This is a genomic window from Mesorhizobium japonicum MAFF 303099 (genome assembly GCF_000009625.1).
In the GTDB taxonomy this organism is placed as follows: domain Bacteria; phylum Pseudomonadota; class Alphaproteobacteria; order Rhizobiales; family Rhizobiaceae; genus Mesorhizobium; species Mesorhizobium japonicum.
In genome coordinates, this window is the sequence record NC_002678.2 from 6499594 (window position 1) to 6526515 (window position 26922).

Here is a 26922-nt window from a genome sequence, read left to right on the forward strand (position 1 = left end):
GTTGAGAGATCAAACGGTAGGGCGAAATGAACACAAATCCGGCGGGCAACGGAGAAGTCGGGCAGCGGCCGACGAACAATACCGGACCGATCGTGCCGAAGACGGCCAGCGAGGCCTTGCGGCCGGAAGCCGGAACGCCGCCGCCGAAGCGCTCGCGCGCTTCGCGCAGCCAGGTCGTCGTGTTCATGAACTTCGTCATCTCCCTGGTGATGCTGATGGTTCTTGCCGCGGGCGCAGCACTTTACTTCGGCAAGCAGGAATTCATCGAACCCGGTCCTTCGGCCAATGGCGACACCTTTCTGGTCAAGCCGAACACCGGCGTCCAGGACATCGCCGACCAGCTTGAGCGCCGTGGACTGATCAGCGACGCCCGCGTCTTCCGCCTTGGCGTGCGTGCTTTCGGCAACGATTCCGCGCTCAAGGCCGGCGAATACGAGATCAAGCCCCGGGCATCCATGCGCGACATCATGGAGCTTTTGAAAAGCGGCAAGTCGGTGATGTATTCCCTGACCATTCCGGAAGGGCTGACGGTCGAGCAGGCCCTGCAGCGTATCGCCGATGAACCCGCCTTGAGCGGCGACATGCCGGCGACAACGCCCCCGGAGGGCAGCCTTGCCACCGACACGCTGCGCTTCACGCGCGGTGCGACGCGCCAGCAGATGATCGACAAGCTGGTGGCCGATCAGAAGAAACTGGTCGACGAGGTCTGGCAGCGGCGTGCGCCGGATCTGCCGCTGGCCAATATCGAAGACTTTGTCACCCTGGCCTCGATCGTCGAGAAGGAAACCGGCAAGGGTGACGAGCGTTCGCGCGTCGCCGCCGTCTTCCTCAACCGCTTGGCCAAGGGCATGCGCCTGCAATCCGATCCGACCATCATCTATGGTCTGTTCGGCGGCAAGGGAAAGCCCGCGGACCGCCCGATCTACCAGTCGGACATCCAGAAGCAGACGCCTTACAATACCTATGTGATCAGCGGCCTGCCGCCGACGCCCATCGCCAATCCGGGCCGTGCAGCACTTGAGGCCGTGGCCAATCCATCGAAGACCGACGATCTCTATTTTGTCGCCGACGGTGCAGGCGGTCACGTCTTTGCCGCGACGCTCGACGAGCACAATGAGAACGTCGCCCGTTATCGTGCGCTGCAGAAGAAGCAGGCCGATGACGCGGCCAAGGCCGCCGCTGCCGCTGGTACAAACGGCAATGCCGACAAGCCTGCTACCGACAAACCAGCTGCCGACAAGCCTGCCGACGGCAGCACCGGGGGCGACAATGGCGACGCCGGCGGCGACGCGGGCGATGCCCAGTAGGTGAAGAAAGGCGTTGCCCGGAGGGCGACAGCCTGACATTTGAAGGAACGCCATGCGTCCGATTTCGACGCACCTACGGCGTGGTTATTTTCAAGCAGCACTTGCCCTGTCCGGAAACTGGTTTCGGGGTGATGCGCCAGGAATGTGCGGGCGACATGAATTTACAGAGCATGACCGGATTTGCGCGTGCCGTCGCCGAGCATGACGGCACCTCGATCGCCTGGGAGGTCAAGTCCGTCAACGGCAAGAGCGTCGAGGTGCGGCTGCGGCTGCCGCAAGGTTTCGAGCGTCTGGAGCCGGCGGTCAGGCAAACGCTGCAGAAGCGTTTCGCACGCGGCAATTTCCAGGCGACGCTGACCATCGGCCGCGCCGCCGGCGCGCAGGCGCAACCCGTCGTCAACGAGGCGTTTCTGAAGGACCTTGCGGGTCTCGCCAAGCGGCTGCAGGAACAGTTCGGCGTTGCTCCCGCGACGGCCGATGGGTTGCTGTCGCTGCGTGGCGTGCTCGACATTCCCGAAACCGTGGAAACCGAAGAGGCGCGCGCCGCGCTCGACATCGCCATCATGGCTGCGCTCGACGTATCGCTGAACGGGCTGGAACTGGCACGGCAAAGCGAGGGGGCGGCGCTGGCTTTGCTGCTGTCCGGCCATATCGACGCCATCGAGGCATTGACGCTGCGTGCGGAGGCGGATCCGTCCCGCGAGACGGCGGCGATCCGTGAACGCATCGCTGAGCAGGTCAGGCTGCTGATGGACGCGTCCGCCAACCTGGATGCGAGCCGGCTGCACATGGAAGCGGCATTCCTCGCCACCAAGGCTGATATTCGCGAGGAGATCGATCGGCTGAAGACGCATGTCGCATCTGGCCGGGCTTTGCTTGAGGGCGGCGGCGCCGTCGGTCGGAAGCTCGATTTTCTGGCACAGGAATTTAACCGCGAATCGAATACGCTGTGTTCGAAGTCGAACGCCGCAGCCGTCACCGCGATCGGGCTGGAGCTGAAGGCGGTGGTCGACCAGTTTCGTGAACAGGTCCAGAATCTGGAGTAGCCGATGGTCGCCAAGGAACCGATGGTTCCCAGGGATTTGGGATCCCGCATCCGCCGCCGGGGGCTGATGCTCGTCCTGTCGTCGCCATCCGGTGCCGGCAAGTCGACGATCGCGCGCAACCTCCTGGAAAGCGATTCCAGCCTCGAATTGTCGGTCTCGGTCACGACCAGACCGCGCCGCGGCAGTGAGATCGAGGGGGTTCATTACCATTTCCGTACGATGCGCGAGTTCGAGCGGTTGCGCGATTCCGACGCTCTGCTCGAGTGGGCGGAGGTGCACGGCAATTGCTATGCGACACCGCGCGAACCTGCGGAACTGGCGCTGGCGCAGGGCCGCGACATGCTGTTCGACATCGACTGGCAAGGCGCTCAGCAGTTGAAGGAGAAGATGCGCGCCGACATCGTCTCGATCTTCATCCTGCCGCCGTCGATGAAGGAATTGAAGGCCCGCCTGAAGCGCCGCGCCGAGGACCAGGAAGCGGTGATCGAGACGCGGCTGAAGAACGCCCGCAACGAGATCGAGCACTGGAAGGAATATGATTTCGTCATCGTCAATGACGATCTCGACCGTGCCTTCGCCGAGGTGCGGGGCATCGTCGTCGCCGAGCGGTTGCGCCGCGACCGCCGGCCGGGTCTCTTCGATTTCGTCTCGGGGTTGCTGGACGAGAAAACTGTCTAGAGCAATTCCAGGAAAAGTGTGAGCGGTTTTCCCTGGAAAAGCGCGTAGCGCTTTCCCTTGGGAATTGCGTCAAAACAAAGAGTTAGAGGGTTTCCGCGTTTCCAGGAAACGGTGAAACGCTCTGACAGGCGTCATGGCGCTATGCCGTCGACAAGGATCAGATGGCGGCTGAGCGCGGCGTCGCGCACATCTAGCGCTGCAGCATACTCGGCGGATGCGTACCAGCGCCGTGCCTGCTCAATGTCAGGAAATTCGACAACGATCAGCGGCGTGGGATGCCATTCGCCCTCCAGCGTATCCACCTGGCCGCCGCGTACGAGATAGCGCCCGCCATAATGGGCAATGGAAGCCGCGGCACGCGAGCGGTATGTCTGGAATGCCTCTTGGTCGCAGATGGTGACATCGGAAATGATATAGGCAGGCATTTAGGTTTCTCCGGCATGCTCGCCGAACTATCTATTCCTGCATCGTCGCAATTCCAGGCCGGCGCTAAACAGAATTGGTCAGCCTGACGAATTCCTCGACGCTGAGCGTTTCAGCGCGGCGGGTCGGGTCGATGCCCGCGCGCTCGAGCAGGGCCTCGCCGCCAAGGCTTTTCACACTCTGTCGCAGCATCTTTCGGCGTTGGCCGAAGGCGGCTTCGGTGACGCGGCCGAGTTTCTTTACATCGGCCGGCAGGGGCGTCGCGCGCGGCTCCAGATGCACCACCGAAGAGGTGACCTTTGGCGGCGGCGTGAAGGCCTGGGGAGGCACGTCGAAGGCGATCCTGGCCTTCGTGCGCCAGCCGGCCAGCACCCCAAGCCGGCCATAGGCGTCGCTGCCGGGCTCCGCGACGATGCGCTGGGCAACCTCGCGCTGGAACATCAGCGTCATCGACGCGTAGAAGGGCGGCCAGTCCACGACCGTCAGCCACCGGACGAGCAGTTCCGTGCCGATGTTGTAAGGCAGATTGGCCACGATCCGCACCTGACCGCTGGCTCCGCCGGCCGCGGAGGCGAGGGCGGCGAAGTCGGTTTTCAGCGCATCGCCGGAAACTACCTCCAGCCGGCCGGGATAGTGAGCGGAGACTTCGGCCAATGCCGCCAGACAGCGCTCGTCGCGCTCGATGGCGACAACCCGGCGGGCGCCGTTGGAAAGCAGTGCTCTTGTCAGGCCGCCAGGTCCCGGCCCAACCTCGATCACGGCGGTGTTTGTCAGGTCGCCCGCGCTGCGTGCGATCTTGCCAGTCAAATTGAGGTCGAGCAGGAAATTCTGGCCGAGCGCCTTTTTCGCCTGCAGCCCGTGGCGCTCGATGACATCGCGCAATGGCGGCAGCCCGTCGATGCTCATGCGGCCGCGGCCTTTTTGTCGGTGTCGGCGAGCGTTCTGGCGAGCTTCAAGGCGGCGATCAGGCTGTCCGGCCGTGCAATGCCCTTGCCGGCGATATCGAAGGCGGTGCCATGGTCTGGCGACGTGCGGATGAAGGGCAGGCCGAGCGTGACGTTGACCGCATCGTCGAAGGCCAGCGTCTTGGCCGGGATCAACGCCTGGTCGTGGTACATGCAAAGTGCTGCATCGTAGCCTGCCCGCGCCCGCGCATGGAACAGCGTGTCGGCCGCCAGAGGGCCGAAAGCATCGATGCCCTCGGCGCGCAGGATGTCGACCGCCGGCCGCACGATATGCTCGTCCTCCAGGCCCAGGGACCCACCTTCGCCGGCATGCGGATTGAGGCCGGCAATGGCCAGCCTCGGCCTGGCGATGCCAAAGCGGCCGGCGAGGTCGGCCGCGGTGATGCGCGCGGTCGCGACGATCAGTTCGGTGGTCAGGGCCTTCGGCACCTCGGCCAGGGCGATGTGGATGGTAACGGGAACCGTGCGCAGGTCAGGGCCTGCCAGCATCATGACCGGCATTGCCTCGACACCGCTGTGCCGGGCCGCCAGATGCGCCAGATATTCGGTGTGGCCAGGAAAGCGGAAACCGGCATCATAGAGCGGCTTCTTGGCGATCGGACAGGTGACCATGGCGGCGGCGTCGCCGGCAAGGCAGGCGGCGACGGCGCGGTCGATCGCCTCGACGGTTCCGGCCGCGTTGGCCGGATCCGGCCGGCCGGGGCTGTCGATGAACCGGGCCGCCAGTGGAACGATCGGCAAGGCGCGGGCGAAAACCTGCGCCGCCAGCGCCGGTGTCGTTTCGACGATCGGCACCGACACGCCGAGCCGGCTTGCCCGTGAGGCGATCAGCGCCGGATCGGCCAAAAGATAAAAGGCCGGCAGGCCGACTGCCTCGCGCGCCAGGAAGGCGGCGATGGCGATTTCGGGGCCGATGCCGGACGGATCGCCGACACTTAGTGCCAGCGCGGTCATTGCGCTCTTCACGTCAGCGCTTGACGATGCGGGCTTTCGCCTTCAGCTCGTCGACATATTTCTTGCTGAGATCGTCGGCGGCCTTGTCGTTGGAGCCTTCGCTCTGGAACACCATCTGGGCCGTCTTGTCGTCGGACACTTCGCGCGACGAGCAGATGCCGATGAACTCGACGCCGCGCTCGGTCTCGCGCGTGACGGTAGCGCCGCCGACCTTGGTAGCCTTGATCTGCTCGGCCCAGTCCGGCGGCAGCTGTGGCGCCAGCACCCGGCCCAGATCGCGAACGGTAACGTCGATCAGGCCTTTGGCGAACTCGCGCGTCGTGTTGCAGCCGTTGAAGCGGGCGCGCATGGCATCGGCCTCGCGCTTGCGCTTGGCCAGCGTCGCGCTGCGTTCAGATGCCGGGACGACGAAGATGACCTGCTGCAGCATGTACTCGGTGGCGCTCGGTTTGGCCCCGCCCTTGTCGAGCATGCGCCTGACCGCATCCTGCTCGGTCACGCTGCCGCCTTCACCGGAACGGTAACGCGCACTCAAAGCCTGGTTCCAGGCCATCTGGGCACGGATGAATTCCTTGAAATGGTCCTTGCCGACGCCGGATTTTTCCATCACGCCGTCGAGTTGGCCGAGCTGCATCTTGTTGTTGGTGGCAAAGCGCTGATAGGCCGCCTCGACCTGGGCGTCGCTGATGCGTATGCCAAGCCGCCTGGCTTCGGCAAGGCGCAGCGTCTGGTCGATCATTTCCTGGGCGGCATCGCCCTTCTTGCGCTGCAGCTTCAAGAAGGCGGCGCGATGCGCGATATCGCCCGTCGTGATTGGTATGTCGTTGACGACGTATTTGATCTCGCTGGCGAAAGCCGGCGGCGTCATGACGGTCATCGACACGGATGTCGCCGCCACAAGCAGCGCGAACCCTGCTGAAAAGAGGTATTTCCTCATCATTAGCATCCCAATTCTATCCCGGTTCCGCCCAATTTCGTCCTCTGCCGGGTGCGCGAATCCGTGCCAGCCCTATGCGGCGAAACGATGTCTCGCCGGCTACTGGATGGTGTCGACTGCGCTGGTCGACGAGCCGAAGTCGCCGAGGGTGCGGAACGACAGGTTGAAGCCGATGCTCTGGGTCACTTCCCTGGTGTTCAGGTCACGCGACTGCGAGTACGTCATCAGATAGGTGAAGCAGGAATCGTTGTAGGCAAAGCCGACCCCATCCTTGACCAGCAGGCTTTGCTGCAGATCATAGGTTCCCGTCCCGAACACGCGCCAGTTTTCGGCAAGATGCGTGGACGCACCGAGCGTCACCTCATGCCGATCGGTCGTGAAACCGTAGAGCGGCTGGGCCTGGATGAAAGCGTACTTGGCGCTGAGCGACACCGGCAGGCCTGAGTAGGCTGCCTTCACCTCGGCGCGGCGAACCTCGAAAGTCTGTTCGTCGAAGCGGCCGCTGACGGAAGCCGCAAACCCATTCGGGCTGTTGATGCCAAACAGGCCGACGTAGTCGGACTTGGTTGTCTGAAGGCCGGAATTGGCACCGACATTGACCAGGTCCGGCGCGGCAAACGAGTTCTCGCCGCCAATCTGATAGGACTGGCCGAAAATGGCATTGGTGCCCCAGCCGTTGATGTAGGAGCCGGAATAGCGGAAGCCGACATTGGCGCGCGAACCGCCTTCGATGCGATCATAACCGGAGAATTTGTCACGTTCGAACAGGGTGGTCGCGTCGAACACCATGCTCTGGGCGTCTTCATTCGGAATGGCGAGACCGCCGACATATTGTTCGTTCGGACGCAGGAACAGCTGCGCCATCGGCTCGACGACGTGGCTGGACCCGCTGGCCAGCGAAAACAGCAGCGGCCAACGCATCTCGAGACCGGCGGTTGCCATGTAGCGGGCGAACGACGAGCGCATATCGTCGCTGGCATTTATAAGAGGGTTGGCTGCCATCTGGTTGACGGCGGCGAGCGAACCCGATGACGCGTTGACGTAGTCGACGTCGCCCTGCAGCGCCAGCAGCGGTGTCAGCACCAGCCCGTCATCGGTCACGAAAGTCCGCTTCCATTCGGCCTCGGTGGTGAGGCGCCCAGACTCACCTGCAATGCCGCGCACGCGCTGCACAGGTGTGAGGGAATTGTATGGGGTGTCGAAAGTCTCGTCGAGCTCGTTGCGGTGCAGGACGCGCGTGTTGACGTTGAGCGACAGCTGGCCACCGGCCACCGGCGTATCGGGGATATAGGCGTAGTCAAGCGACGGCAGCACCCAGGGCTGCTGGTTGCTGCGCGCGGCGATATTGCTGTTGAGTGTATTTTCCTGCACGTCGAAGTGCATGGCGCGCACATCGAAGTAGTTGCGGCCATTGAGCCCCGTCAGGTAGACCGTCGACTGATGGACGCTGCCATTGTACTTGTCGATCTTGTAGGTGCTCGAGAAGTTCTTGTCGGTCTGCAGCAGTACGTCCCAGCCGAAATTCCAGCGTTCGTTGATAGCGAACTGCCCTTGCGTGCCCATCATGCCGCGCAATTTGTTGGCATCGCCCGCCGTGCCCGAATCAACGTTGCGCCCGGCACTGTCGATAAAGGCGTCCGGATCGCGCTGCTGAATTCCGGCGATCTTCAAACTGTATTCGCCATTGTTGAAGCGCTGGCGCCACTCGGCCTCGCCGAGGAAACCCTGCTTGGTGTAGCCGCTTCCGGACACCGTCAGGTCGTAAGTTGGCGAAAGGGCGAAATAATAGGGAACCTTGACGCTGTATCCCAGATGGCTGTTGTAGCTGACGCCCGGGATCAGGAAGCCGCTCTTGCGCTTCACCGTCGGGTCGGCGATCTCGAAAGCCGGCAGGTAGGCGAGCGGAAAGCCGAAGAATTCGAAATTCGCATTCTCGAAGCGAACCGTCTTCTTTTCGCCATTCCAGATGATCTTCCTGGCTTTCACGCGCCAGGTGGGCGCCTTGTCAGGCTTGTCCTCGCACGGTTCGCAGGCGGTGTAGACGCCATTGTGGAAGGTGGTCAGCACGCCGCCCATGCGCTCGGCGCTTTCAGCGGCGAAATAGGCCTTGTCGATGGTTTCTACGCGCAGCGCGTTGACGAAACCGTCGGCGAAATCGTCGGTGATATCGATATGCTGCGAATTGATCTTGGTGCCGTCGCTGTTGACGATTTCAACATTGCCGGTGGCGACCATCCGCTTGGTGTTACGGTCGTATATGACCTTCTGGGCGACGAGGCGATTTCCGCCATAGTCGATCTGCACACCACCGACGGCGGTCACCGTCTGATTGTCATTGTTGTAGACCAGCGTGTCAGCGGCCAGCAGCATCTGCGAACCGGACGGAACATTGGTCGCTATCTTGCCGACTTCCTGCGAGAATGCAGGCAACGGCACGGCGCAGGCAAGCAGGCACGCCAAGGCGCTCGCCGCATAAAGGCGCGCCAAATGGGCCTGCCTGTTGCTGGGCAAAAACGCCTCCCTCACTAGCCGTCTTCCTTGTATAGCAGGAAAGTCACCCCGAAGAACATAGCTACCACGACCGGCACCCAGGCGGCTATGGCAGTCGGCACGAACCCCGCCACGCCGAATGCCTTCACCAGCACCGAAACGACATAAAGCAGAAACCCGGCAACGACGCCACCCAGAATCATCGTTGCCGATTGTCCCATCCTTGCAAATCGCATTGAAACTGTTGCCGCAATCAGCGTCATGGCGACGAGGAGGAACGGCAACGCCACCAGCGAATCAAACTGCATGGCAAACGCATTTGCCTTGAGGCCGAAGGAACGGGCAACCTCGATTTTTCCAGGCAGGTCGTAGAACGGAATGGTCTCCGGGCGCGCCAGCCGTTCCTGCACGAATTCCGGCTTCAGATTGGTCGGCACACGGTCGCTTGCAGAGGGCTGAATGGTGCCGTTCCTGAAGGTCTTCACATCCTGCAATTCCCAATAGCCGTCCCGCAGGTAAGCGTGCGCGGCGTCCTTGCGCTCGACGATATTGCCTTGCTGGTCGAGGACGAAAAAGACGGCGTCGGACATCTCCAGGCCCTGGTTGAGGATGGCCCGCGCGCCGATGATGGTGTCGCCGGTGCTGGTCTTCTGGCGAATCCAGGGAGCGGCGTCGGCCGAAACCGTATTTGATTTGCCGGAGCGCAACTGGGTTTCGATCTGTTCGGACAAGGAGAAGGCATGCGCGGCGAGCGGGTTGATGAGCCCGACCGACACAAAGCCGAACAGCAACGCCCCGATGCAGCATGGCAAGAGGAATTGCCAGGCGGAAACGCCGGCCGACCGCGCGATGACCAGTTCGTAGCGGCGGTTGAGCGAAACCAGTGTCGCCATCGCCGAGAACAGGCCGACAAACGGCACGGTCTGCAGCATGATCATCGGCATGCGAAGGCCCGAAATGGCCACCGCCGTCCCATAGGTGAAGCCGGGCAGGCCGGTGGTGCGGCCGGACAGCTCGGTGAAATCGATCAGGAACACCAACGCCAGCAGGCCTAGGAAGAACCAGATCGTGATTGTCACATAGCGGAAGAAGAAATAGCGGCCCAGCGTCCAGCCCATCAGCCGATCCCCTGACCTGAAGTGCCGCGTCTGGACCAGCGCAGTTTGAGGGCGTTCCAGCCGTCACCGACGCGGCTGGCCAGATTTGTCATCCAGTCCGCCCAGGCCACTGGAAGTTCCATGGTCCGGTTGGAGACGATGAACCAGATCGCCACCGCGGAAGCGACGATGGGCACGCCATAGACCATATAGGCATATTGCGGCACTTCATCGGCCTTGCTTGCGGCAAAGAAACCCAGCCAGCGCACGAAGAGGGATATGGTGATGGCCGTGATCAAGGGATTGACGCGTGCCTCGCGATGCGAGCGCGCGTCCCCGGCGACCGCAAGTGCGATCAGCGCGAACACCATGGAATACAGCCATTCCGAAAACCGTTGGTCGATCTCGGCCCGGTATTGCTGAGGGGCCTGCTGATAAAGCTTGTCGTTGACGTTGGGATTGAGCAGGTACTGAGTGGTCTGGTCCTTCGGCAGCAGCGTCACTTCGGAGGCCGCCGCCATGAAGGCCGACATGTCGAAAGCATAGGAGGTGAAACGGATGACACTGAGGTCGCCGGTCAGCGTTTTGCGGTGGATGACGCCGTCATTCATCATCAGCACCTTTTCACCGCCGCGTTCGACGACGCTGCCGGTCTTGGCGTAATAGACGAGATTGACGCCTTCCTCGCGCGAATCGGCGACGAAGATGCCGCCCAGCCGATTGTCTGGAAGCCGCTCGCCAATCTGCAGGAACAGCCCATCCTCGATCTTGCGGAATGTGCCCTCCTGGATGATCAGCGACAACAGATCGGCGCGCGATTGCGCCACCAAAGCGCGGTTCTTCTGCCGGGCATAGGGGTCGATGCCATTGTCGACGGCAAAGGAAAAAACGCTCGCCGCAAGGGCCAGAAGCATGATTGGCCGCACGATCGTCCAGCGCGAAGCGCCGGCGGCGTTGACGACGACGAGTTCGGAATCCGAATTCATGACACTGAGTGTCTGCGCGACCGCCACCACCAGCGCGAAAGGCACGACGATCGGAATGATCGAGGGAAGAATGAGCGCGGCGACCTCGAAGAAGGTCAGCGACGACTGGCCGCTGTCGGTAACCAGATCGATCTTGGCCAGCACCTGTGTGGTCCACACGATGGCCAGCGTCCAGACCAGCGCTGCCAGAAAGACCACGAAAGCGCGGCGCATGATGTAGCGTTCAACGACCTTCATGAAGGCTTTACTCGATTTTCTCGAACGGCATCATGCCACCAGCTAAGGGTAGCTGTCCGGCGACGCCCGCACAACTGGCTCCGATGCCTCGATCAGGCAGGCGATCCGGTTCCCGTCCCACGTCGCTTGCCGCAGTGGATCGGAGTGTCGGAGGGAATGGATAAGAAAGGGCGAACATCGATGGTTAACAACAGGTTGCGGCATGAAGCGGGGCCGTGCCGCGACGAATCGCCATCGATTCCAACTGTCATATGGGTAGCCATTTTGGCAAAGTCTTGCCAAATGCCGGAAAACGACCAAATGTCGCGGATCGCTTCAAACGCTTCGCGCGCCATCCCCGAAAGCAGGACATGATGAACCCGAGACCATCGATCGCCTTTGCAAAATTCGCCGCGCCTCAGACGGCGGCGAACAGGAAGGGCACGGTCTTCGTGCTGTCGGCGGATGACGGCGGCCTGAGCGATGCGGCCAGGGCTTACGATCCCGGCAAGACATTGGAACGAGCCTTTCCGGTGGCCGAATTCACCGGCAAGTTCGCCGGCGTCGTCGAGATACTGGCGCCGGAAGGAACGTCGCTCGACAGGTTGGTCGCGATCGGCGCGGGCAAGGCGGCCGGGCTCGATGAATATGCCTGGCTGAAACTCGGTGGCACCATTGCGGCGTCGCTGCGCAAGGCAACCGATGTCGCCGTGGTCCTCGACCTGGTCGGCGCTTCGATTGACGGCAAGGACGCCGCCAACCTTGCGGCAGGCATTCTCCTGCGCAGCTATTCCTTCGACAAATACAAGACCAGCAAGGACAAGGATGACGCAAAGGCCGATCCGAAGAAGCCGGTCAAGATAACCATCCACACCGCCGACCCGGCAGGCGCCAAGAAGGCCTTCGCCGATGCCGAGGCGGTGATCGACGGCGTGCTTCTGGCGCGCGACCTTGTCAACGAACCGGCAAATATACTGGGACCGGTCGAGTTCGCGGCCCGCGCCAAGGAACTCGAGACGCTCGGCGTCAAGGTCGAGATCCTGACCGAGAAGGAAATGAAGAAGCTCGGCATGGGCTCGCTGCTCGGCGTCGCGCAAGGCTCGCCGCGCGGCGCGCGCATGGCCGTCATGCAGTGGAACGGCGGCAAACCCAAGGACGGGCCGATCGCTTTCGTCGGCAAGGGCGTCACTTTCGACACCGGCGGCAATTCGATGAAGCCGGCTTCGGGCATGGAGGATATGAAGGGCGATATGGGTGGCGCTGCCGCCGTGACCGGCCTCATGCATGCGCTGGCCGCGCGCAAGGCAAAGGCCAATGTCGTCGGCATTATCGGCCTGGTCGAAAACGCCGTCGATGGCCATGCCCAGCGTCCCGGCGACATCGTCACCTCGATGTCGGGCCAGACCATCGAGGTGCTCAACACCGACGCCGAGGGGCGTCTCGTGCTGGCCGATGCGCTGTGGTACTGCAACGACCGCTTCCAGCCGAAATTCATGGTCAATCTGGCGACGCTGACCGGCGCCATCATGGTCGCGCTCGGCCTGCACTATGCCGGCCTGTTCTCCAACAATGACGAATTGGCGGAGAGGCTTGCGGCGGCAGGGCAGGCGACGCAGGAGCGGCTGTGGCGCATGCCGCTCGGCGCCGAATACGACAAGCTGATCGATTCCAAGAACGCCGACATGAAGAACATTGGCGGCCGCTATGGCGGCGCCATCATCGCGGCACAATTCCTGCAGCGTTTCGTCAAGGACACGCCCTGGGCGCATCTCGACATTGCCGGCACGGCCATGGGCTCGCCGTCGAGCGAGATCAACCAGTCCTGGGGCTCAGGCTTCGGCGTGCGGCTGCTCGACCGGCTGGTGCGCGATCACTACGAGAGCTGACCCTGATCCATGGCCGACGTGCTGTTCTACCATCTGACCGAATCGACCCTGGAGGAGGCGCTGCCAGGCCTGCTCGAGCGCAGCGTCGATCGTGGCTGGCGCGCCGTGGTGCAGACCGGCACCGAGGAACGGCGCGACGCGCTCGACCAGCATCTGTGGACCTTCCGCGATGACTCCTTCCTGGCGCACGCGACCGATCGCGAGGCTTATCCCGACGAGCAGCCTATCCTGTTGACCACCAGCGACGGCAATCCCAATGAGGCCAAAATAAGGTTCCTGGTCGACGGCGCGGTACCGTCCGACCTTGCCGGCTACGAGCGTGCCGTGTTCCTGTTCGATGGCCATGACGCCGCCCAGGTCGAGGCGGCGAGGGGGCATTGGAAGACGATGAAGGACGCGGGCCATGCCGTGACCTACTGGCAGCAGACAGCGGACCGCCGCTGGGAGCGCAAGGCTTGATGCCATGCACGGAACAATGGCTGAAGCGCGTCGCATAAACCCATTCGATGCGACGCGCTTCAGCCGGCGATTTGCCGCGGACGATAGGGCTACTCTTGTGCCTTGATCCGTTTCTCTTTCCAGCTGACGTAGTCGCCGTGTTTCAAATTCATGAATTCGTCCCCCAGGTTGCGATGCGAACTTCGGAAGACGTACCAGTCGCCATCCGGTAATTTGCGCTGGTAGAGCACCCGGCCGGCCTGGCGATGCTCGAAGCAGGTGAGGGCGTTGGAGTCACCCCCCGCGCCATGCCATTTTGCCCGGAAGCAAAGCTTGCCGCCGCCGGGAATGAACCAGATCCCGTCACCATAACCCAGCTTGCCGTTGTCCGAAGTCCAGGCGCTGAATTGACGGCGCTGAACGGCAAAATAGCCCGCACCATTTCCACCCCAGAGCCATGAACGGTTCTGGTACATCTGGTAGATGCCCTCGTCAGGCACCGCCTCGGCCTTCATGGCCAGGTCAGCGGTTTGCGACGCCGTCTTGGATGTTGCCGGAAGCTGGAAAGCCAAGACGGCTATGGAACAGGCAAGTGCCGTTCCAATGGAATTCCCCAATACTCGTTTCACGACCCCACCCCTACAATTTACGCTACGCTCAGTTTTTACGCTTGTACTTGAACCTGACAAAGTACGCCTAGGGCAGGACGTGCTGGGTAACCCTCCAATCGGGCAGCCCATAGACGCCCAGCCATGGCCACACCTCCTTCTGGTTGAAGTAGACGACCGAGGTCAGGGCCGGAAACTCCGAATAGGACTTGCGGGAATCGGCCTCCCATTGCGAAACATAGTCCTGCTTCCCGACATAGCCGAGTTCCGCCACCACGACCGGCTTGTTGAAGCCCGCGACGCGGTCATATCCCGGCTTCAGGCTCTCCGCGAAGGTACGGTCACGGCCGGCCTCGTCATTGTCCTTTTTCTGCAGGCCGAATACCGACAGGCCGATGACGTCGACATAGTCGTCGCCGGGGTAATACTTCTCCAGACCCTCTTCGCCTTTGGGCGACCACATATATTTGGCGGCCGGAGCAGCCTTGCGGCAGAGATCGACCTCGCGCTTGTAGGCGGCGATCCAATCCTTGGGGGCCCAGTTGGCCCAGGTGAAGCGGCCGTTCTTGTCCTCCATTTCCTGCGCCCAACGAATGGTGACGGGGCTCTTCATGGCCCCCACCAGGTCGCAGATCGCCTGCATGTTGGCGTCATATTTGCCGCTCAATATACCGTCGCGCAGTTCGTTCGGGGTGATACGCCAATCCTTTGACCAGGTCCAAGGCTCGATGGTGATCAAGAGCGACCGGTTTCGCTGAAGGGCATAGGCATCGGCCAAGGGAAGGGTCGCCAGATCGACGTCTTCCCAAGGTAGGAACAACTCCTCGATGCTGGCGGTCTTGTCGGCGCTGAAGTCGCCGTAAGGGTCATAGGATCCGAACGCCGACGCGGCGCTGCTCGTCTGAACGGGATCCGTCGCGGCTGCCGAGCCGGCGCCAGCCGAAGTCGACAAAGCGGCGCTGCCGCCCAAGGCCAACGCGATCGCAAGCGCACTTACTGCGATATGTTTCATGATAATCTCCCATGGCTTCGATATCCTGCGGAAGTCGAAGCCTCGCCCACGCGTCGACAAGTGGTCGACGCTACCATCCAAAACCCGATCGGCTTTATCGGCGGAATCTGCGGGATTTCGGAGCGACGATTGGCGGGAGTGCTGCGCACGGATTCCCGCCAAAAAAATCATCTCTCAAGACGCCGGCACGAGGAGCTCAAGAGAAAAGGTTCGCCGCGATACTCACAAATTCGCGTCATATTCCGATATATTATCCCGGGCTAATTTAAGAGCCGATCGTCATAGAGAGTCAAGTACAATTAACGGTTGCTTAATCATGATTCGCTGGGCATGGTTAACGGGCCGGCCTTGCCTGAATCCCGCCGGGAGCCTTTGGCCCATCGGCTATTTTCCAACGCTGAAAAATTTCACCGAACGTCTATTCCGGAGCCGGCCATTGGCCCCCGTGCCGAAAGTTTGGGCTCCCGTTCAAGGGGTTAGGTTAACCAACGCTGAAGAAGCACGGTTAAGCAATATTTAATTTAGTTGACACTAACGGAGCGACGGCCGATTCTGCTGCGGGGATTTAAGGGGCCTTGCGGCAATCGTTGGCTGCAGCCCTAAGTGGCGGCGTAAGGGTATGGGTTTAGACGTAGGCATCATCAGCCGTACGATCAGACAGGCAAGGCGGCCCGGGTCAGTTCTGGCCGACTCGGCTGAGAAGGCTCCTTTTCTCGTGCCCGTACTCTCTCCGATCCAGCAATGGATCCTGCGGACAGGCCTGGCTTTCTGGTTCGTCACTCTCGGTTTTTTCTGGGTCTGGTGGCTAAAGCCGGAACATATCGAACACATCGGACCATTCACCTTTGCCACGCTCGTGCTGGCTTGGCTGACCCTGATGCCGATGTACTTCCTGCTCAACGTGCACGCGTCACGGAAACCTTCAAAGCTTTACAGCGTCCCGAAGAGTTCGCGAGTCGCCATGGTGGTGACCAAGGCTCCATCCGAACCCTTCGCCGTGGTCGCGCGCACGTTGGAAGCAATGCTCGCGCAGGATTATCCGCATGACACTTGGCTGGCCGACGAGGATCCTTCCGAGGAGACGGTTCGCTGGTGCGATGCCCGCGGCGTGCTGATATCGACGCGGCGCGGCAGGGAAGACTACCATCGCAAGACATGGCCGCGCCGCACGCGCTGCAAGGAAGGCAACTTGGCCTTCTTCTATGACCACTATGGTTATGAGCGTTACGATTTCGTCGCGCAGATGGACGCCGACCATGTGCCGACGCCGACCTATCTCAGGGAAATCCTTTATCCCTTCGCCGATCCCGCGGTCGGCTATGTCTCGGCGCCGAGCATCTGCGACAACAATGCCGCCGAAAGCTGGTCGGCGCGCGGCCGGCTGTTTCCGGAAGGGATGTTCCACGGCCCCTTGCAATCCGGCCATACCGGCGGCGGGGCGCCGCTCTGCATCGGCTCACACTATGCGGTGCGAACCAAGGCACTGAAGCAGGCGGGCGGTCTCGGCCCGGAACTGGCGGAGGACCATTCCACCTCGATGCTGATCAACGCGGCCGGATGGCGCGGCGTGCATGCGATGGACGCTATTGCCCATGGCGATGGCCCGCAAACCTTTGCCGATCTTGTCACCCAGGAATTCCAGTGGTCGCGCAGCCTGATGACGATCCTGCTCGAATATTCGCCCACATACTTTCCCAAACTGTCGCCGAGACTGCGGTTCCAGTTCCTGTTCTGCCAGCTCTGGTATCCGCTGTTCGCCGTCTTTGCGCTGTTGATGTACGCAATGCCGACGTATGCGCTGTTCACCGGGCGCAACTTTGCCAACGTCATGTATGCCGACTTCCTCTTCTACTACCTGCCCAACGCCGTCGCCCTGGTTGGCCTGGTCATGATGCTGAAGGCATTCGGCCTCTCGCGGCCGATGACGGCCAAGACGATAAGTTGGGAAGGCACGCTGTTCCTCTTCTTCGCCCGCTGGCCGTGGGTGCTGGTCGGCACGGTGTCGTCGGTGCGCGACTATCTGACCAAGTCGTTCGTGGATTTTCGCGTCACGCCAAAAGGCAGTGGCCCAAAGAGCCTGATTCCGTTGCGCGCCTTCGTTCCTTATGTGGTGCTGGCGGTCGGTGCGGCGCTGCCTGTCCTGCTCATCGACCACCCCTTCGACGCCACCGGCTTCTACTGGTTCGCTGCCCTCAACGCCTTCCTCTACGGGCTTCTGGTGTTGGTCATCGTTGTAAGGCATGTCATCGAGAACCGGATCCCGCTGCGTGCCAATGCCGCGAAACTCGCCTTTCAGGCATCGCTCACTATGCTGGCGCTTGCCGTGCCGGCCATGGGTTTTTACGATCGTGGCATGGAGGGCGTCTACGGGCTGCAGCAGGGAGTGGGGGGCTTCCGCATCGTGCGCATCGCCTATGTGGTTTCCGGCGCCGGCCAGGGCAACATCGGCACCCGCAATTTCTACTTCGATCCGGGTTGGGAAGCGCGGCGCTGACGCCCAGCTTCATCCGCGCAAAGAGCTCTCCTGACTGCACTCACCTTGATGGACGGCTTCGATTGCAGGCCGGCGACGTGCCGCGGCTTCAGTCACGAGCAAATAAGATCAAATTTTAATAATATCCGATCGAGCGCTGAAAGGCGGCTCTGACCATGCCGTTTGCGCGAATTTTAATAAGTATCCCCTAATATTCAGACATGATGTGAGTGGCGGTTGGCTGTTCACGCGGCGCGGAAGACACCAAAGAAAAATATCTCCGCGTCCAATCGAATTGCATTTCTCGGCAGGGGATAGGTGATGAACAAGTTGATGAGGGATTTGGCTGCCAAAGGCAGAAAAAACGCCTGGTCTATAGTCGCCATTGCACTGATGTCGATCGTTTCCGGTTGTCAGAGCATGGACGCGACCACGACCGGCTCACTCGCCGGCACGCCTGCGGTGCATGCATCCGCCAAGAAAATCCACGCCGTCGGCAAGAAGCAGGTTCGCGTGTTCCACCACAAGCGCCTCATGCAGATGACCAGCGTCACGCGCACGACCGAGACGGCCTACGCCGCCTTCGTGCGGCCGCAGCCGGCCAGGATCGTCGCGCCGGCGCCGGTGAAGGTTTCTTACAGGCCGGGCAATGCTGGCCCGCTCCTGGGCCATTCGCCCTGGATCTGCGGTCCAAGCGGATTTGGCCAGCGCGCGACATGCCGCGCCCGCTAGCAAGAGTTCAGTTGGGGGCCGGAATCCGGGCGTGAGAGGTCAGGCGGCACGGGTCGCGCCAGTCACCTCCTGCGCCCGGATTTCCATTCGCGCCCATACCAATCGACAAGCGTCTTCGGATCGTCTTCGATCGGCTCTCGTGGCCTGACGTCGAAGCCTCAGGCCGGCCTGGTTTACCGGGGCTTGTCGATCCCTCGGCCTGTGGCGCCTCTTTGCGGCGCAAAAGATTGACATCGGTCTTTGCCCGGCTGTTAATGCTCGCAAAGTCAACTGCTGACCGCGCGACCTGGGAAATCCAGCATTGTGTCGCTGGAGAGAACGCTTCGTAAGTGGGCGTCCTGCGTCATGGTCGTGTCGGCGCTATGCTGGATCGGGGTACGAAAACCGAAATGCGACCGCTGATTGCGCTGACAGTTTCGACCGGATTGCCTTGGCCTTGCACAAATCGTGAGCGGGAAGGCGGCCAGTCTGCCAGGCGTTCCTGGCTTTTGCCCCTGCTGGTCGTTTGTGGTCAGTTGGCGCTTTCCGGAGCGGCTCAAGCGGCCAACGAAAAGAACGCCAAGCCTGCTGAAGCCGACGCTACCGTGCCGACGGCTTTCGAGGTGCAGCGTCTCTACACCGACCACACATGGCTGTGGAAAGATGGAGCAGCCTACTTTGGACGGACCGGCCGCCCCTTCCGGGCCTGGACTTCGGGGCAGGATTCAGCCTCTGTCGCCGAGGGCAGGTGGCTGGTGACGAAAGACGGCAAGATGTGCATGGACGCCGCCTGGCGGTCCAAGAGCTACAAGGGCAAGCAGCAGCGGATCTGCTATAGCCACCGCGTCAGGGGCGGGACCATCGAGCAGCGCAAGGATCCGGACGGGGACTGGTACAGTTTCAAACGAACCCCCGAGGACCTTTCCGATGAATACCGGAAATTCGAAGTGGGCGACACCAAGGGCGCGCAGTTCGAAGAGACCCGCAAGCTGATCGATTCCAAGAATTAGGTCGTATCTCCAGCCAAACTGAGCCCGATGGTGCCTTGCGGCGTGGCCGGATTGAAGTTGTCGCGGCTGGGTTTCGCGATCCTGCTCCGTCCCATTGTGGCGAGTTGGCAGACAGTCAAATCGGTCTCTGGTTCGACGGCAGGCTGCCGGTGGGAGCCTGTCCGGGAACTTACGAATCACTTATCGTGAAGGCTGAGGGTGGGGTCCGACCGGAGTTGCCGGCGCACCGATCTTCGATGAATTGCATTCAATCCTAAAAAAACGGCGAGAGGTTGCGCCTAACTGCACGGTTTGTTTAATAAGCACTGTCTAATATTCGGCGTGATTGTAAGTGGCAGGCGGCTACTCATGCGGCGTGAAGGCAACGACAGCATAGAATGCCGCACCTCGCCCTTGGCTTGATAAGAGGGGATACGTGATGAGCAATTGCGCAATGGGCGCATTTCGTCCAGGCAAATACAGTCTATGCATTGTTGCGGCCGCGGCGATGATCTCGGGGTGTCAGGCCCTGGATGCGACCAAAACCGATGCGGTCGCACTCAAGCCTGTGGTCCACGCGCTCCGCAGCAAACCTGTGGTCCTGCCGGTCTACGTCATGTCCACGGTTCATTCGCTTAGAATCGAGCCTGAGCTTCTGACGACGAGCACGACAGGGTCGACCGAAATTGACCACGCTTTCGTATCACCGCAGCCGATCAAAATCGGCACGCCGGGAGCCGGGAAGATCGCCTACAATCCGGCCATTGGTGGGTCGTTTCCGGGCAGTTCGCCCTATATCTGCAGCCCCAGCGGATTTGGCCAGCGCGCCAGTTGCCACCCGCGTTATTTTTGATCTAGCCAGCAGCGAGGGATGCTGCCGCCTTGCTTGGCGGCAATTCCATCGGTTTTGTCCGCAATCCGAAGAATGGCGCCGCCGTCCTGACGATCGTGTCGATGTCGGAAAGCTGCGGCACAAAGCCAAGATGCGCGCGCGCCTTGCCCGGATCGGCATAGAGCTCTGCCGGATCTCCCGGGCGCCGGTCTCTGAAGACGGCCGGAACCGGTCTTGAGGTTATCCGGCCGACCGCCTGTATGATCTCCCTGATGGATACGCCGCGCCCTGTGCCAAGGTTGACCGCCAGGTTTTGTCCGCCGCCCTCGAGGTGCTGGAGCGCCTTCAGATGGGCGCGGGCCAGGTCGCTGACATGGATATAGTCGCGCACGCAGGTGCCGTCCGGCGTGTCATAATCCGTGCCGAAGACTTCGATTTCGTCGATGATGCCGGACGCCGCCATCAGCACCCTGGGTACCAGATGCGTTTCGGGTGAATGCCACTCGCCGAGTTCGCCGTCGGGATCGGCGCCGCAGGCGTTGAAATAGCGCAGGATCGCGAATTTCATCCCATAGGCGGACGCATAGTCGCCGATGATCTGCTCTCCCATCAGCTTGGTGCGCCCGTAAGGGCTGATTGGATTTTGCAAGGAGGTCTCGCGAACGGGCAACGCCTCCGGCACACCGTAGGTAGCGCAACTGCTGGAGAAGATGATGTTGTCGATGGCGTGCGCGCGTGCCGCGTCGAGCACGGCGATGGTCCCGGTCACGTTGGTCGAATAGTAATCGGCCGGCTCTTGAACGGATTCCCCGACATAGGCCAGCGCCGCGAAGTGGATGACGGAAATCGGCCGGTACGTCCCGATCGCCGCCCGCAGCGCATCCCGATCCCGGATATCGCCGACGACCAGCGGACCCCAGGCGACGGATTTCCGGTTGCCGCGGCACAGATTGTCGAAAGCCACGGGCAGATAGCCGGCGGCGGCCAGCAGCTTGCAGGTGTGACTGCCGATGAAGCCCGCCCCACCTGTCACCAGGATCGCCGGTTGGCTCATGAAGCCGCGGCCCCGGTGATCATCCGGCTGCCGTAGAGCAGGGTGTCGAAATAGTCGACGGTATGGGCGAGCCCCTGGGCCAGGTTGATCCTCGGCTCCCAACCGAGATTATCCCTGGCAAAGGAAATATCCGGTTTGCGCTGCCTTGGATCGTCGATCGGCAGCGGCCGATGCACGATTTTCGATCTCGAGTTGGTGTAGCCGACGACCAGCGTCGCGAGTTCCATGATGGTGAATTCACCGGGGTTGCCGAGATTGACCGGATGGGCGGGCGCATGCGGCGCATTCATCAGCCGGATGAAGCCCTCGATCAGGTCGTCGGCGTAGCAGAAGGAGCGGGTCTGCAGGCCGCTGCCATACACGGTCAGGTCTTCGCCGCGCAAGGCCTGGACGATGAAGTTCGAGACCACGCGCCCATCATCGGGCTGCATGCGGCGGCCGTAAGTGTTGAAGATGCGGGCAACGCGGATGTCGAGCCCATATGTCCTCGAATAGTCGAAGAACAGGGTTTCGGCCGAACGCTTGCCTTCATCATAGCAGGACCGTGGTCCATGCGTGTTGACGTTGCCGAAATAGCTCTCGGGCTGTGGGTGCACCAACGGGTCGCCATATACCTCCGAAGTCGAGGCCTGGAATATTTTGGCATTGCTCCGGCGCGCGAGTTCCAGAAGGTTCAGCGAACCGAGCACGCTTGTCTTGAACGTATGGATCGGATCAGCCTGGTAGTGCGCCGGAGAGGCCGGGCAGGCGAGATTGTAGATCTCGTCGACCTCAAGGCCGGCAGGCAGCGGATCGACGATGTCGTGCTCGATGCAGGTGAATCTGGGATCGCGCAGAAGGGTGTTGAGATTGTATCTCTTGCCGGTGTGGAAATTATCCAGCGCGACGACGTCATACCCGTCCCGCAACAGGCGTTCACACAGATGCGACCCCAGGAAGCCTGCGCCCCCGGCAACCAGGGCGCGACGTCGTTTTTGGTGAGGCTCCCTTTGACCGATCCCGGATCCCAGCTTCAGAACCTTGATGATCTTGCTCATGCTTTTCCCCTACGCAACCCGCACGCTATCGCCGCGCCGGGACAACAGCCCGGCGACGCCTTCAGAAAGTGACAAACCCTCCGCATCAGCGGATTCGCTGTTCATTGATGTGCGCTAATTGTTCTCTGGGTTCGCCGGGTCGGTGCCGCACGGTTTAAGTGCTGCCGCTCACCCGTCTCCAAGCCCCAAAATCGCGATCACACGTACAGTGCCATCATCGTCGATTGCTCGCCCAAATTGCACATCCCAACGCACTAAAAATATACCTGTGGAGATCATAGTCAACTAAATTAGTGGTTTCTTAACTATGGCAATTTGCGAATGGTTAACCTTCGATGGCTCGGCTTCGCAACGCCGGACTGTGAGCGTTCGGGGAGATATTCGTTGCAAGTCAATGGTTTGGGGCGGCCGCTGATGCAATGCCGGGGCAGCGGATGCCGAGGCCGCCACTCCATCGCGCGTCTCAGTCTGTGTCCGAGGAAATATACTTAGATGAAGAACAGAGCTAGGCGATCCCTGCGGGTGTCAAATTTTCAGTTCACAATGAGACTGCTGGCCAAAGCCGCTTGGGCTGCAAACATAAACGTCGGGATGCGAATACTTTGCAAGTATTTCTCTGCGAAAATCGGAGGCATCGCAGCCATTTATAGCTAAGAGAAAGCCGAGAGCCAAAAACTGAATGGAGAACCGCTGCGTCAGGGCGGATTTTGACCGCGATTTTGTTCCATCGAACTGCTCGAAGGCTATGTGCATAAGGCCTCTCACTCGCATGGCGCGGATCGTCGGTCATTTGGTCAGAAAAGGCGCAAGTGTCCATTCCATGCCGTAACATCGATGATTTCCACAATGGCATTGAGCGCATAGGTAGAGAGCGCCGTCCATTGCGCGATCGCGTATGCACGCAACGGCACCTCGGCACAACCGGTCGTAAAATGCCTGAGCCAGAGGATGGTCGCATCTGCGGCCATCCTCTGGCTCAAGCACGACAAAACGGTCGCATTGTTCTTTTGTCGGTTGGGCATGGATCGACCTGGAGGCGGCCGACCAGTTCCAGGTCGGACAGCCTACTGCCCGCCCATCTCCTTCTTGAATGTGTCGAAATCGACCTGCATGCCGTTGAAAATGGTGCTCCAATGGCGGGTCAGTGCAGCCATCGCCACGGCTTCCTGAATCTCCTCGTCGGTGGCGCCGGCGCGCTTGGCGTCCTGCGTATCCGACCAGACGCAATAGTTGCACGGAATCTGCGCCGCCACTGCAAGCGAGATCAGCGACTTGACCTTTGGCGGCAGCGCCGTCTTGTCGCTGAGCTCGATGGCCTTGACCTCGGCCCAGGCGCCGGGCAGACCGGCTTTGGGAAACTGCTTCACAAAACTCGGTACGCCGCCCATGGTCGACTGGATATCCTTGAGCGTTGCATCATAGTCGTCGGCAAAGGCAGGTGCCGCGACCAGGGCCAGCGCACAGCCGGCGGCGGCGAGCAGGCAGCCGCGGTGTATCGATGAAAGCACGGATGAAAGAATGCGATAATTAGACATGACATTCTCCTCTGGTCTTTGTTAGCCTTACGATGTAAGGTGGTGCGGAAAGTGAACCTTACAGTGTAAGTTGTCAAGCGGCGCAATGGACACGTCAATCAAAAAAAAGCGAGTGCGCGGGCGCTTGTCGCGCGAAATGATCGAGGACGCGGCCTTCGAGGTGATCGAGAAGGAGGGGCTCGCTGGCTTTTCAATGCGCAAGCTAGCGGCGGCGCTCGGCTGCGAGGCGATGAGCATCTATCACCATTTTCCTTCGGTGGCGCATTTGCACGAAGCGCTGGTCGACCGGCTGGTCGGTGCGCTGGAAATGCCCGACGCCAGCCTTCCATGGCGGCAAAGAATGCGTATCGCCATCGAGGATTTTCGCAGCATCGGCCGCGACCATCCCGCCTATGCCACTTTCTTTGTCACCTACCGGATGAACTCGCCGATCTGCCTTGCATGGCTGAACGGCATTCTGAGCCTGTTCAGGGATGGCGGCTTTGACACCGAACTCAGCGCGCGGCTGTTTCGCGCCGTCGGCTATTATCTGATGGGCGCGGTGTTGGATGAGAATGCGGGCTATGCCAAGGGTCCGTCGGCGGTGAACACGGTCAGCGACGAGCAACTGGCCCGGGATTTTCCCAATGTCATGGCCGCCGGGCGCTTTTTCGGTACCGCCGAATTCGACAAGACATTCGAGCTCGGCCTCGACATGCTGCTGGACGAAATGGAACGCCTGCGCGACGGTGCCGACGCTGGCCAGTTGTCCGGCAAGGTGTGATGACGAGGTGGCTGTCTGAATGCGCTTTCTGTTTGTCCTGATCCTGCTGGCCGGCACCGGCATCGGCCTCATATATCCCTGGGCGATGACCAATTTTTCCGGCCGCGAGATCGGCACCTGGCGGGTCTATGAGCAAGGCCGCTTCAAGCCGTTGATCGTGTCGCTCTCGGGCCGCGACGCGCCGGTCCGGGTCCTTGTCGATCTCACCGCGCGGGCCGAACGCATCGTTTCGCAGCAGCGCACGGTGCTGACGCTGACCGCCGCCAGCAATGGCCGCACGGTGCTTGCCTCGACGTTGCAGTTCAACCATGTCGACAATCCACGCCAGGCCAGTCCGCAGCTGCCCGACAAGATCTTTCGCGACGAGGCCGGCGTCATCGCCAGCGTCAATTCCGGTCCCTATGTCTTCACCGCCGGTCCGGGCGACGCAGAGGACATCCCGATGCGGGCGGTCGATCTCATCCTGCGCTCCGGTGTCGGCGAAACCGACCGGCGCGCGCGGCCGGTCGGCTTCGCTCTGATGGCGGTCGGCTTGATCGGCTTCCTGCTGTCCCTGCGTTCCGGTGGCGGCCGGCCGGACAATCCGAACTCGCAACCACCGCCGCCGCGTTGGGGCAGGGGTTGACGCATGTCGCCAAAAAGTGTGCAGCGGTTTTGGGGTAACGACATGCGTAACGGCAACAGATCATGAATTACCGCCACGCCTACCACGCCGGAAATTTCGCCGATGTCGTCAAGCATGTCGTGCTGACGCGGCTGCTCGACTATCTCAAGCAGAAGGACAAGGCTTTTCGCGTCGTCGACACCCATGCCGGCATTGGCCGCTATGATCTGTCGTCGCTCGAGGCGCAGAAGACCGGCGAATGGCAGGGCGGCATCGGCAGGCTGATCGATGCCTCGCTCGACGCCAGGGCGGGTGCGCTGCTGGCGCCCTATCTGGAAGCGGTGCGGTCGCTCAATCCCGGGGACGGCGTGAAGAAATATCCGGGCTCGCCGCTGCTCGCGCGCCATCTCCTGCGCAAGCAGGACCGGTTGTCGGCGATCGAACTGCACCCGAAAGACGCCGCCAGACTGAAGGCGGAATTCGCCGGCGACTTCCAGGTGCGGGTGATGGAACTCGATGGCTGGCTGGCGCTCGGCGCGCATCTGCCGCCGAAGGAAAAGCGCGGCCTTGTGCTCATCGATCCGCCCTTCGAGGAGGAGGGCGAGTTCGGCCGCCTCGTCGAAGGGCTCATCAGGGCGCACAGGCGCTGGCCCGGCGGCATCTATGCGCTGTGGTATCCGATCAAGGACCGCAAGGCGGTGATCGCCTTCAGGAAGGCGCTGAAGCAATCCGGCATCCCGAAAATCCTCGACATAGAATTCGAGATCAGGCCGGCATCTTCGGAGCCCAGCCTCGATGGCAGCGGCATGGTCGTGGTCAACCCGCCCTTCACGCTGGAAGGCGAATTGCGAACCGTGCTGCCGGCCCTGCACAAACTGCTCGCCGTGGAAAAGCCGGCGCACTGGTCACTGGAATGGCTGGCGGGGGAGTAGGCGGGCATGGCTTCGGCCGGGTTGGCCGGGACGCCGCTATACTCCAGCGGCAACCAGCGCCGCCGGGGTGATGCCGGATAGCCGCCTGCTTTCGCGTATCAGATGGGCCTGGTCCGCATAGCCTGCCTCGATCGCCAACACTGCGACCGAGGTATCGCTGGATGCCTGCCTCAGACGTCGGTAGCGGTGAAAGCGCAGGATGCGGTCGAGCGTCTTTGGGCCGTAGCCGAAACTCCCCTCGAAACGCCGACGCAGCGTCCGCTCGCTCATATGCAAGGTGCGTAGCAGGAATGGCACCAGCGGCTTGTCGGCCGGCAGACCCCGGTCGATGACGTCAAAGGCAAAGCCCATGACGGCATCGGGCGCATGGTGGTGGTCTTGCGTGTGTGCGCCGATTGCCTTCTGCAATTGTCCCACCATGCCGGCGAGGTCGGGCACGGCGCGGACGTTGCCTGCCAGATGGCGCGCCCGCATACCCCAGAGGTCACCGAGGTCAAGGCGCTCTCCGACGATCTGGCTAGCCGGCACGCCTAGCCAGCCGGCGGCCGCCCCTGGCCGGAATCTCAATCCGACAATCGTCGTTCCTGACGGCAGTGTCTCGATCTGTGGCTCCCGGTCCGGTCCCGCGATCCGGAACCGGCCATCGATCCACTGCAAGTCGATCGTCGCATCCGGCGTTATCACGACCGGTGGAGCATCCCGGTCCCGCATGCGGTGGACCCAGACGGACGTGAAAACGGTAGCCAGCCGCCTGTCTGCGGGGCGTTCCTGGAAAAAGCCGGTGGTCTGCGCCAGTACAGCTTCCATCTTTTAAGCTTTCGTCAGTCTGCGCGGCCCTTGGTCTTCTCGTTGGCTCGTCATTCGGGTCCGGGCCATTTTGGCCGAAATCTTCAATGCATGCCGCTCCCGCCATGGCAAACCTGCACGAAGCTTTTCGGTGTCATCGCGG

26 protein-coding genes are annotated in these 26922 nt (G+C 61.5%); 12 read left to right on the plus strand and 14 right to left on the minus strand.

From position 1 onward, the window contains the following. Positions 1–26: 26 nt before the first annotated feature. The 3 genes from mltG (at position 27) to gmk (ending at position 3031) form a co-directional block, all read left to right on the plus strand. Positions 27–1307, plus strand: coding sequence for an endolytic transglycosylase MltG (gene mltG / locus MAFF_RS31965; RefSeq protein WP_032929569.1), 1281 nt, complete (start codon positions 27–29; stop codon positions 1305–1307). A gap of 155 nt (positions 1308–1462) precedes the next feature. Beyond that, the gene (locus tag MAFF_RS31970) at positions 1463–2353 is read left to right on the plus strand and encodes a YicC/YloC family endoribonuclease (RefSeq protein ID WP_010915175.1); all 891 of its coding nucleotides are present in this window, start codon (positions 1463–1465) and stop codon (positions 2351–2353) included. Positions 2354–2374: 21 nt separating this feature from the next. Further along, positions 2375–3031, plus strand: coding sequence for a guanylate kinase (gene gmk, locus MAFF_RS31975; protein ID WP_027053294.1), 657 nt, complete (start codon positions 2375–2377; stop codon positions 3029–3031). Positions 3032–3162: 131 nt separating this feature from the next. Here the strand turns inward: gmk and MAFF_RS31980 are convergent, their stop codons facing one another. The 7 genes from MAFF_RS31980 to lptF all read right to left on the minus strand — a co-directional run bounded on the left by MAFF_RS31980 (position 3163) and on the right by lptF (position 11120). Then, positions 3163–3456 carry a DUF1330 domain-containing protein gene (locus tag MAFF_RS31980; protein ID WP_010915177.1) on the minus strand — a complete coding sequence of 98 codons (294 nt, stop codon included), beginning with the start codon at positions 3454–3456 and terminating at the stop codon, positions 3163–3165. A gap of 64 nt (positions 3457–3520) precedes the next feature. Further along, on the minus strand, positions 3521–4360 hold the full coding sequence (rsmA, locus tag MAFF_RS31985; RefSeq protein ID WP_010915178.1) for a 16S rRNA (adenine(1518)-N(6)/adenine(1519)-N(6))-dimethyltransferase RsmA: 840 nt from the start codon (positions 4358–4360) through the stop codon (positions 3521–3523). Continuing rightward, positions 4357–5373, minus strand: coding sequence for a 4-hydroxythreonine-4-phosphate dehydrogenase PdxA (gene pdxA, locus MAFF_RS31990; RefSeq protein WP_193364000.1), 1017 nt, complete (start codon positions 5371–5373; stop codon positions 4357–4359). Before pdxA ends, rsmA begins: the two co-directional genes overlap by 4 nt. A gap of 13 nt (positions 5374–5386) precedes the next feature. Further along, positions 5387–6319 (minus strand): peptidylprolyl isomerase, encoded by a 933-nt coding sequence (locus MAFF_RS31995; RefSeq protein WP_010915180.1) that lies wholly within the window; start codon positions 6317–6319, stop codon positions 5387–5389. 90 nt (positions 6320–6409) lie between these two features. Further along, complete coding sequence (locus MAFF_RS32000; RefSeq protein ID WP_010915181.1) at positions 6410–8836, minus strand: LPS-assembly protein LptD; 2427 nt, start codon at positions 8834–8836, stop codon at positions 6410–6412. Then, positions 8836–9921, minus strand: a complete 1086-nt coding sequence (gene lptG, locus MAFF_RS32005; RefSeq protein ID WP_169627226.1) for an LPS export ABC transporter permease LptG — start codon at positions 9919–9921, stop codon at positions 8836–8838. Before lptG ends, MAFF_RS32000 begins: the two co-directional genes overlap by 1 nt. Continuing rightward, positions 9918–11120: an LPS export ABC transporter permease LptF gene (lptF, locus tag MAFF_RS32010; protein ID WP_010915183.1), complete on the minus strand. Its 1203-nt coding sequence runs from the start codon at positions 11118–11120 to the stop codon at positions 9918–9920. Before lptF ends, lptG begins: the two co-directional genes overlap by 4 nt. Positions 11121–11473: 353 nt before the next feature. On the opposite strand from lptF, the gene MAFF_RS32015 reads away from it, so the two are divergent. After that, positions 11474–12985 (plus strand): leucyl aminopeptidase, encoded by a 1512-nt coding sequence (locus MAFF_RS32015; protein WP_010915184.1) that lies wholly within the window; start codon positions 11474–11476, stop codon positions 12983–12985. 9 nt (positions 12986–12994) lie between these two features. After that, complete coding sequence (locus MAFF_RS32020; RefSeq protein ID WP_010915185.1) at positions 12995–13444, plus strand: DNA polymerase III subunit chi; 450 nt, start codon at positions 12995–12997, stop codon at positions 13442–13444. Positions 13445–13533: 89 nt separating this feature from the next. On the opposite strand, the gene MAFF_RS32025 is transcribed toward MAFF_RS32020, so the two are convergent. Both MAFF_RS32025 and MAFF_RS32030 read right to left on the minus strand, forming a co-directional pair. Beyond that, on the minus strand, positions 13534–14052 hold the full coding sequence (locus MAFF_RS32025; protein ID WP_044549884.1) for a DUF995 domain-containing protein: 519 nt from the start codon (positions 14050–14052) through the stop codon (positions 13534–13536). A gap of 67 nt (positions 14053–14119) precedes the next feature. Further along, a complete protein-coding gene (locus MAFF_RS32030) occupies positions 14120–15043 on the minus strand; it encodes a glycoside hydrolase family 26 protein (RefSeq protein ID WP_044549886.1) in 924 nt (307 codons plus the stop codon). Between the two features lie 619 nt (positions 15044–15662). Between MAFF_RS32030 and MAFF_RS32035 the strand changes: the two genes are divergently transcribed. The 4 genes from MAFF_RS32035 (at position 15663) to MAFF_RS32050 (ending at position 20069) form a co-directional block, all read left to right on the plus strand. After that, positions 15663–17537 carry a glycosyltransferase family 2 protein gene (locus MAFF_RS32035; protein ID WP_010915188.1) on the plus strand — a complete coding sequence of 625 codons (1875 nt, stop codon included), beginning with the start codon at positions 15663–15665 and terminating at the stop codon, positions 17535–17537. A 300-nt stretch (positions 17538–17837) separates the two neighbouring features. Next, positions 17838–18248 carry a hypothetical protein gene (locus tag MAFF_RS32040; protein ID WP_244420660.1) on the plus strand — a complete coding sequence of 137 codons (411 nt, stop codon included), beginning with the start codon at positions 17838–17840 and terminating at the stop codon, positions 18246–18248. Positions 18249–18763: 515 nt separating this feature from the next. Then, a complete protein-coding gene (locus tag MAFF_RS32045) occupies positions 18764–19237 on the plus strand; it encodes a DUF995 domain-containing protein (protein ID WP_244420661.1) in 474 nt (157 codons plus the stop codon). A gap of 418 nt (positions 19238–19655) precedes the next feature. After that, positions 19656–20069: a hypothetical protein gene (locus MAFF_RS32050; protein ID WP_044549888.1), complete on the plus strand. Its 414-nt coding sequence runs from the start codon at positions 19656–19658 to the stop codon at positions 20067–20069. Between the two features lies 1 nt (position 20070). Here the strand turns inward: MAFF_RS32050 and galE are convergent, their stop codons facing one another. From galE to MAFF_RS32065, 4 genes are all read right to left on the minus strand, one after another. Further along, positions 20071–21102: a UDP-glucose 4-epimerase GalE gene (gene galE / locus MAFF_RS32055; protein ID WP_010915192.1), complete on the minus strand. Its 1032-nt coding sequence runs from the start codon at positions 21100–21102 to the stop codon at positions 20071–20073. Further along, complete coding sequence (locus tag MAFF_RS32060) at positions 21099–22139, minus strand: UDP-glucuronic acid decarboxylase family protein (protein WP_010915193.1); 1041 nt, start codon at positions 22137–22139, stop codon at positions 21099–21101. Before MAFF_RS32060 ends, galE begins: the two co-directional genes overlap by 4 nt. Positions 22140–22933: 794 nt before the next feature. Then, entirely contained in the window at positions 22934–23107 is a 174-nt protein-coding gene (locus MAFF_RS39515; RefSeq protein WP_157866109.1) for a hypothetical protein, read from the minus strand. A gap of 96 nt (positions 23108–23203) precedes the next feature. Beyond that, on the minus strand, positions 23204–23674 hold the full coding sequence (locus tag MAFF_RS32065; RefSeq protein ID WP_032929584.1) for a carboxymuconolactone decarboxylase family protein: 471 nt from the start codon (positions 23672–23674) through the stop codon (positions 23204–23206). Between the two features lie 124 nt (positions 23675–23798). On the opposite strand from MAFF_RS32065, the gene MAFF_RS32070 reads away from it, so the two are divergent. The 3 genes from MAFF_RS32070 (at position 23799) to MAFF_RS32080 (ending at position 25973) form a co-directional block, all read left to right on the plus strand. Next, positions 23799–24437: a TetR/AcrR family transcriptional regulator gene (locus tag MAFF_RS32070; protein ID WP_244420662.1), complete on the plus strand. Its 639-nt coding sequence runs from the start codon at positions 23799–23801 to the stop codon at positions 24435–24437. A 19-nt stretch (positions 24438–24456) separates the two neighbouring features. Next, positions 24457–25062 carry a hypothetical protein gene (locus MAFF_RS32075; protein WP_010915197.1) on the plus strand — a complete coding sequence of 202 codons (606 nt, stop codon included), beginning with the start codon at positions 24457–24459 and terminating at the stop codon, positions 25060–25062. Positions 25063–25124: 62 nt separating this feature from the next. After that, on the plus strand, positions 25125–25973 hold the full coding sequence (locus MAFF_RS32080) for a 23S rRNA (adenine(2030)-N(6))-methyltransferase RlmJ (RefSeq protein WP_010915198.1): 849 nt from the start codon (positions 25125–25127) through the stop codon (positions 25971–25973). A gap of 36 nt (positions 25974–26009) precedes the next feature. Here the strand turns inward: MAFF_RS32080 and MAFF_RS32085 are convergent, their stop codons facing one another. Next, on the minus strand, positions 26010–26780 hold the full coding sequence (locus tag MAFF_RS32085; protein WP_010915199.1) for an AraC family transcriptional regulator: 771 nt from the start codon (positions 26778–26780) through the stop codon (positions 26010–26012). Positions 26781–26922: the final 142 nt, after the last annotated feature.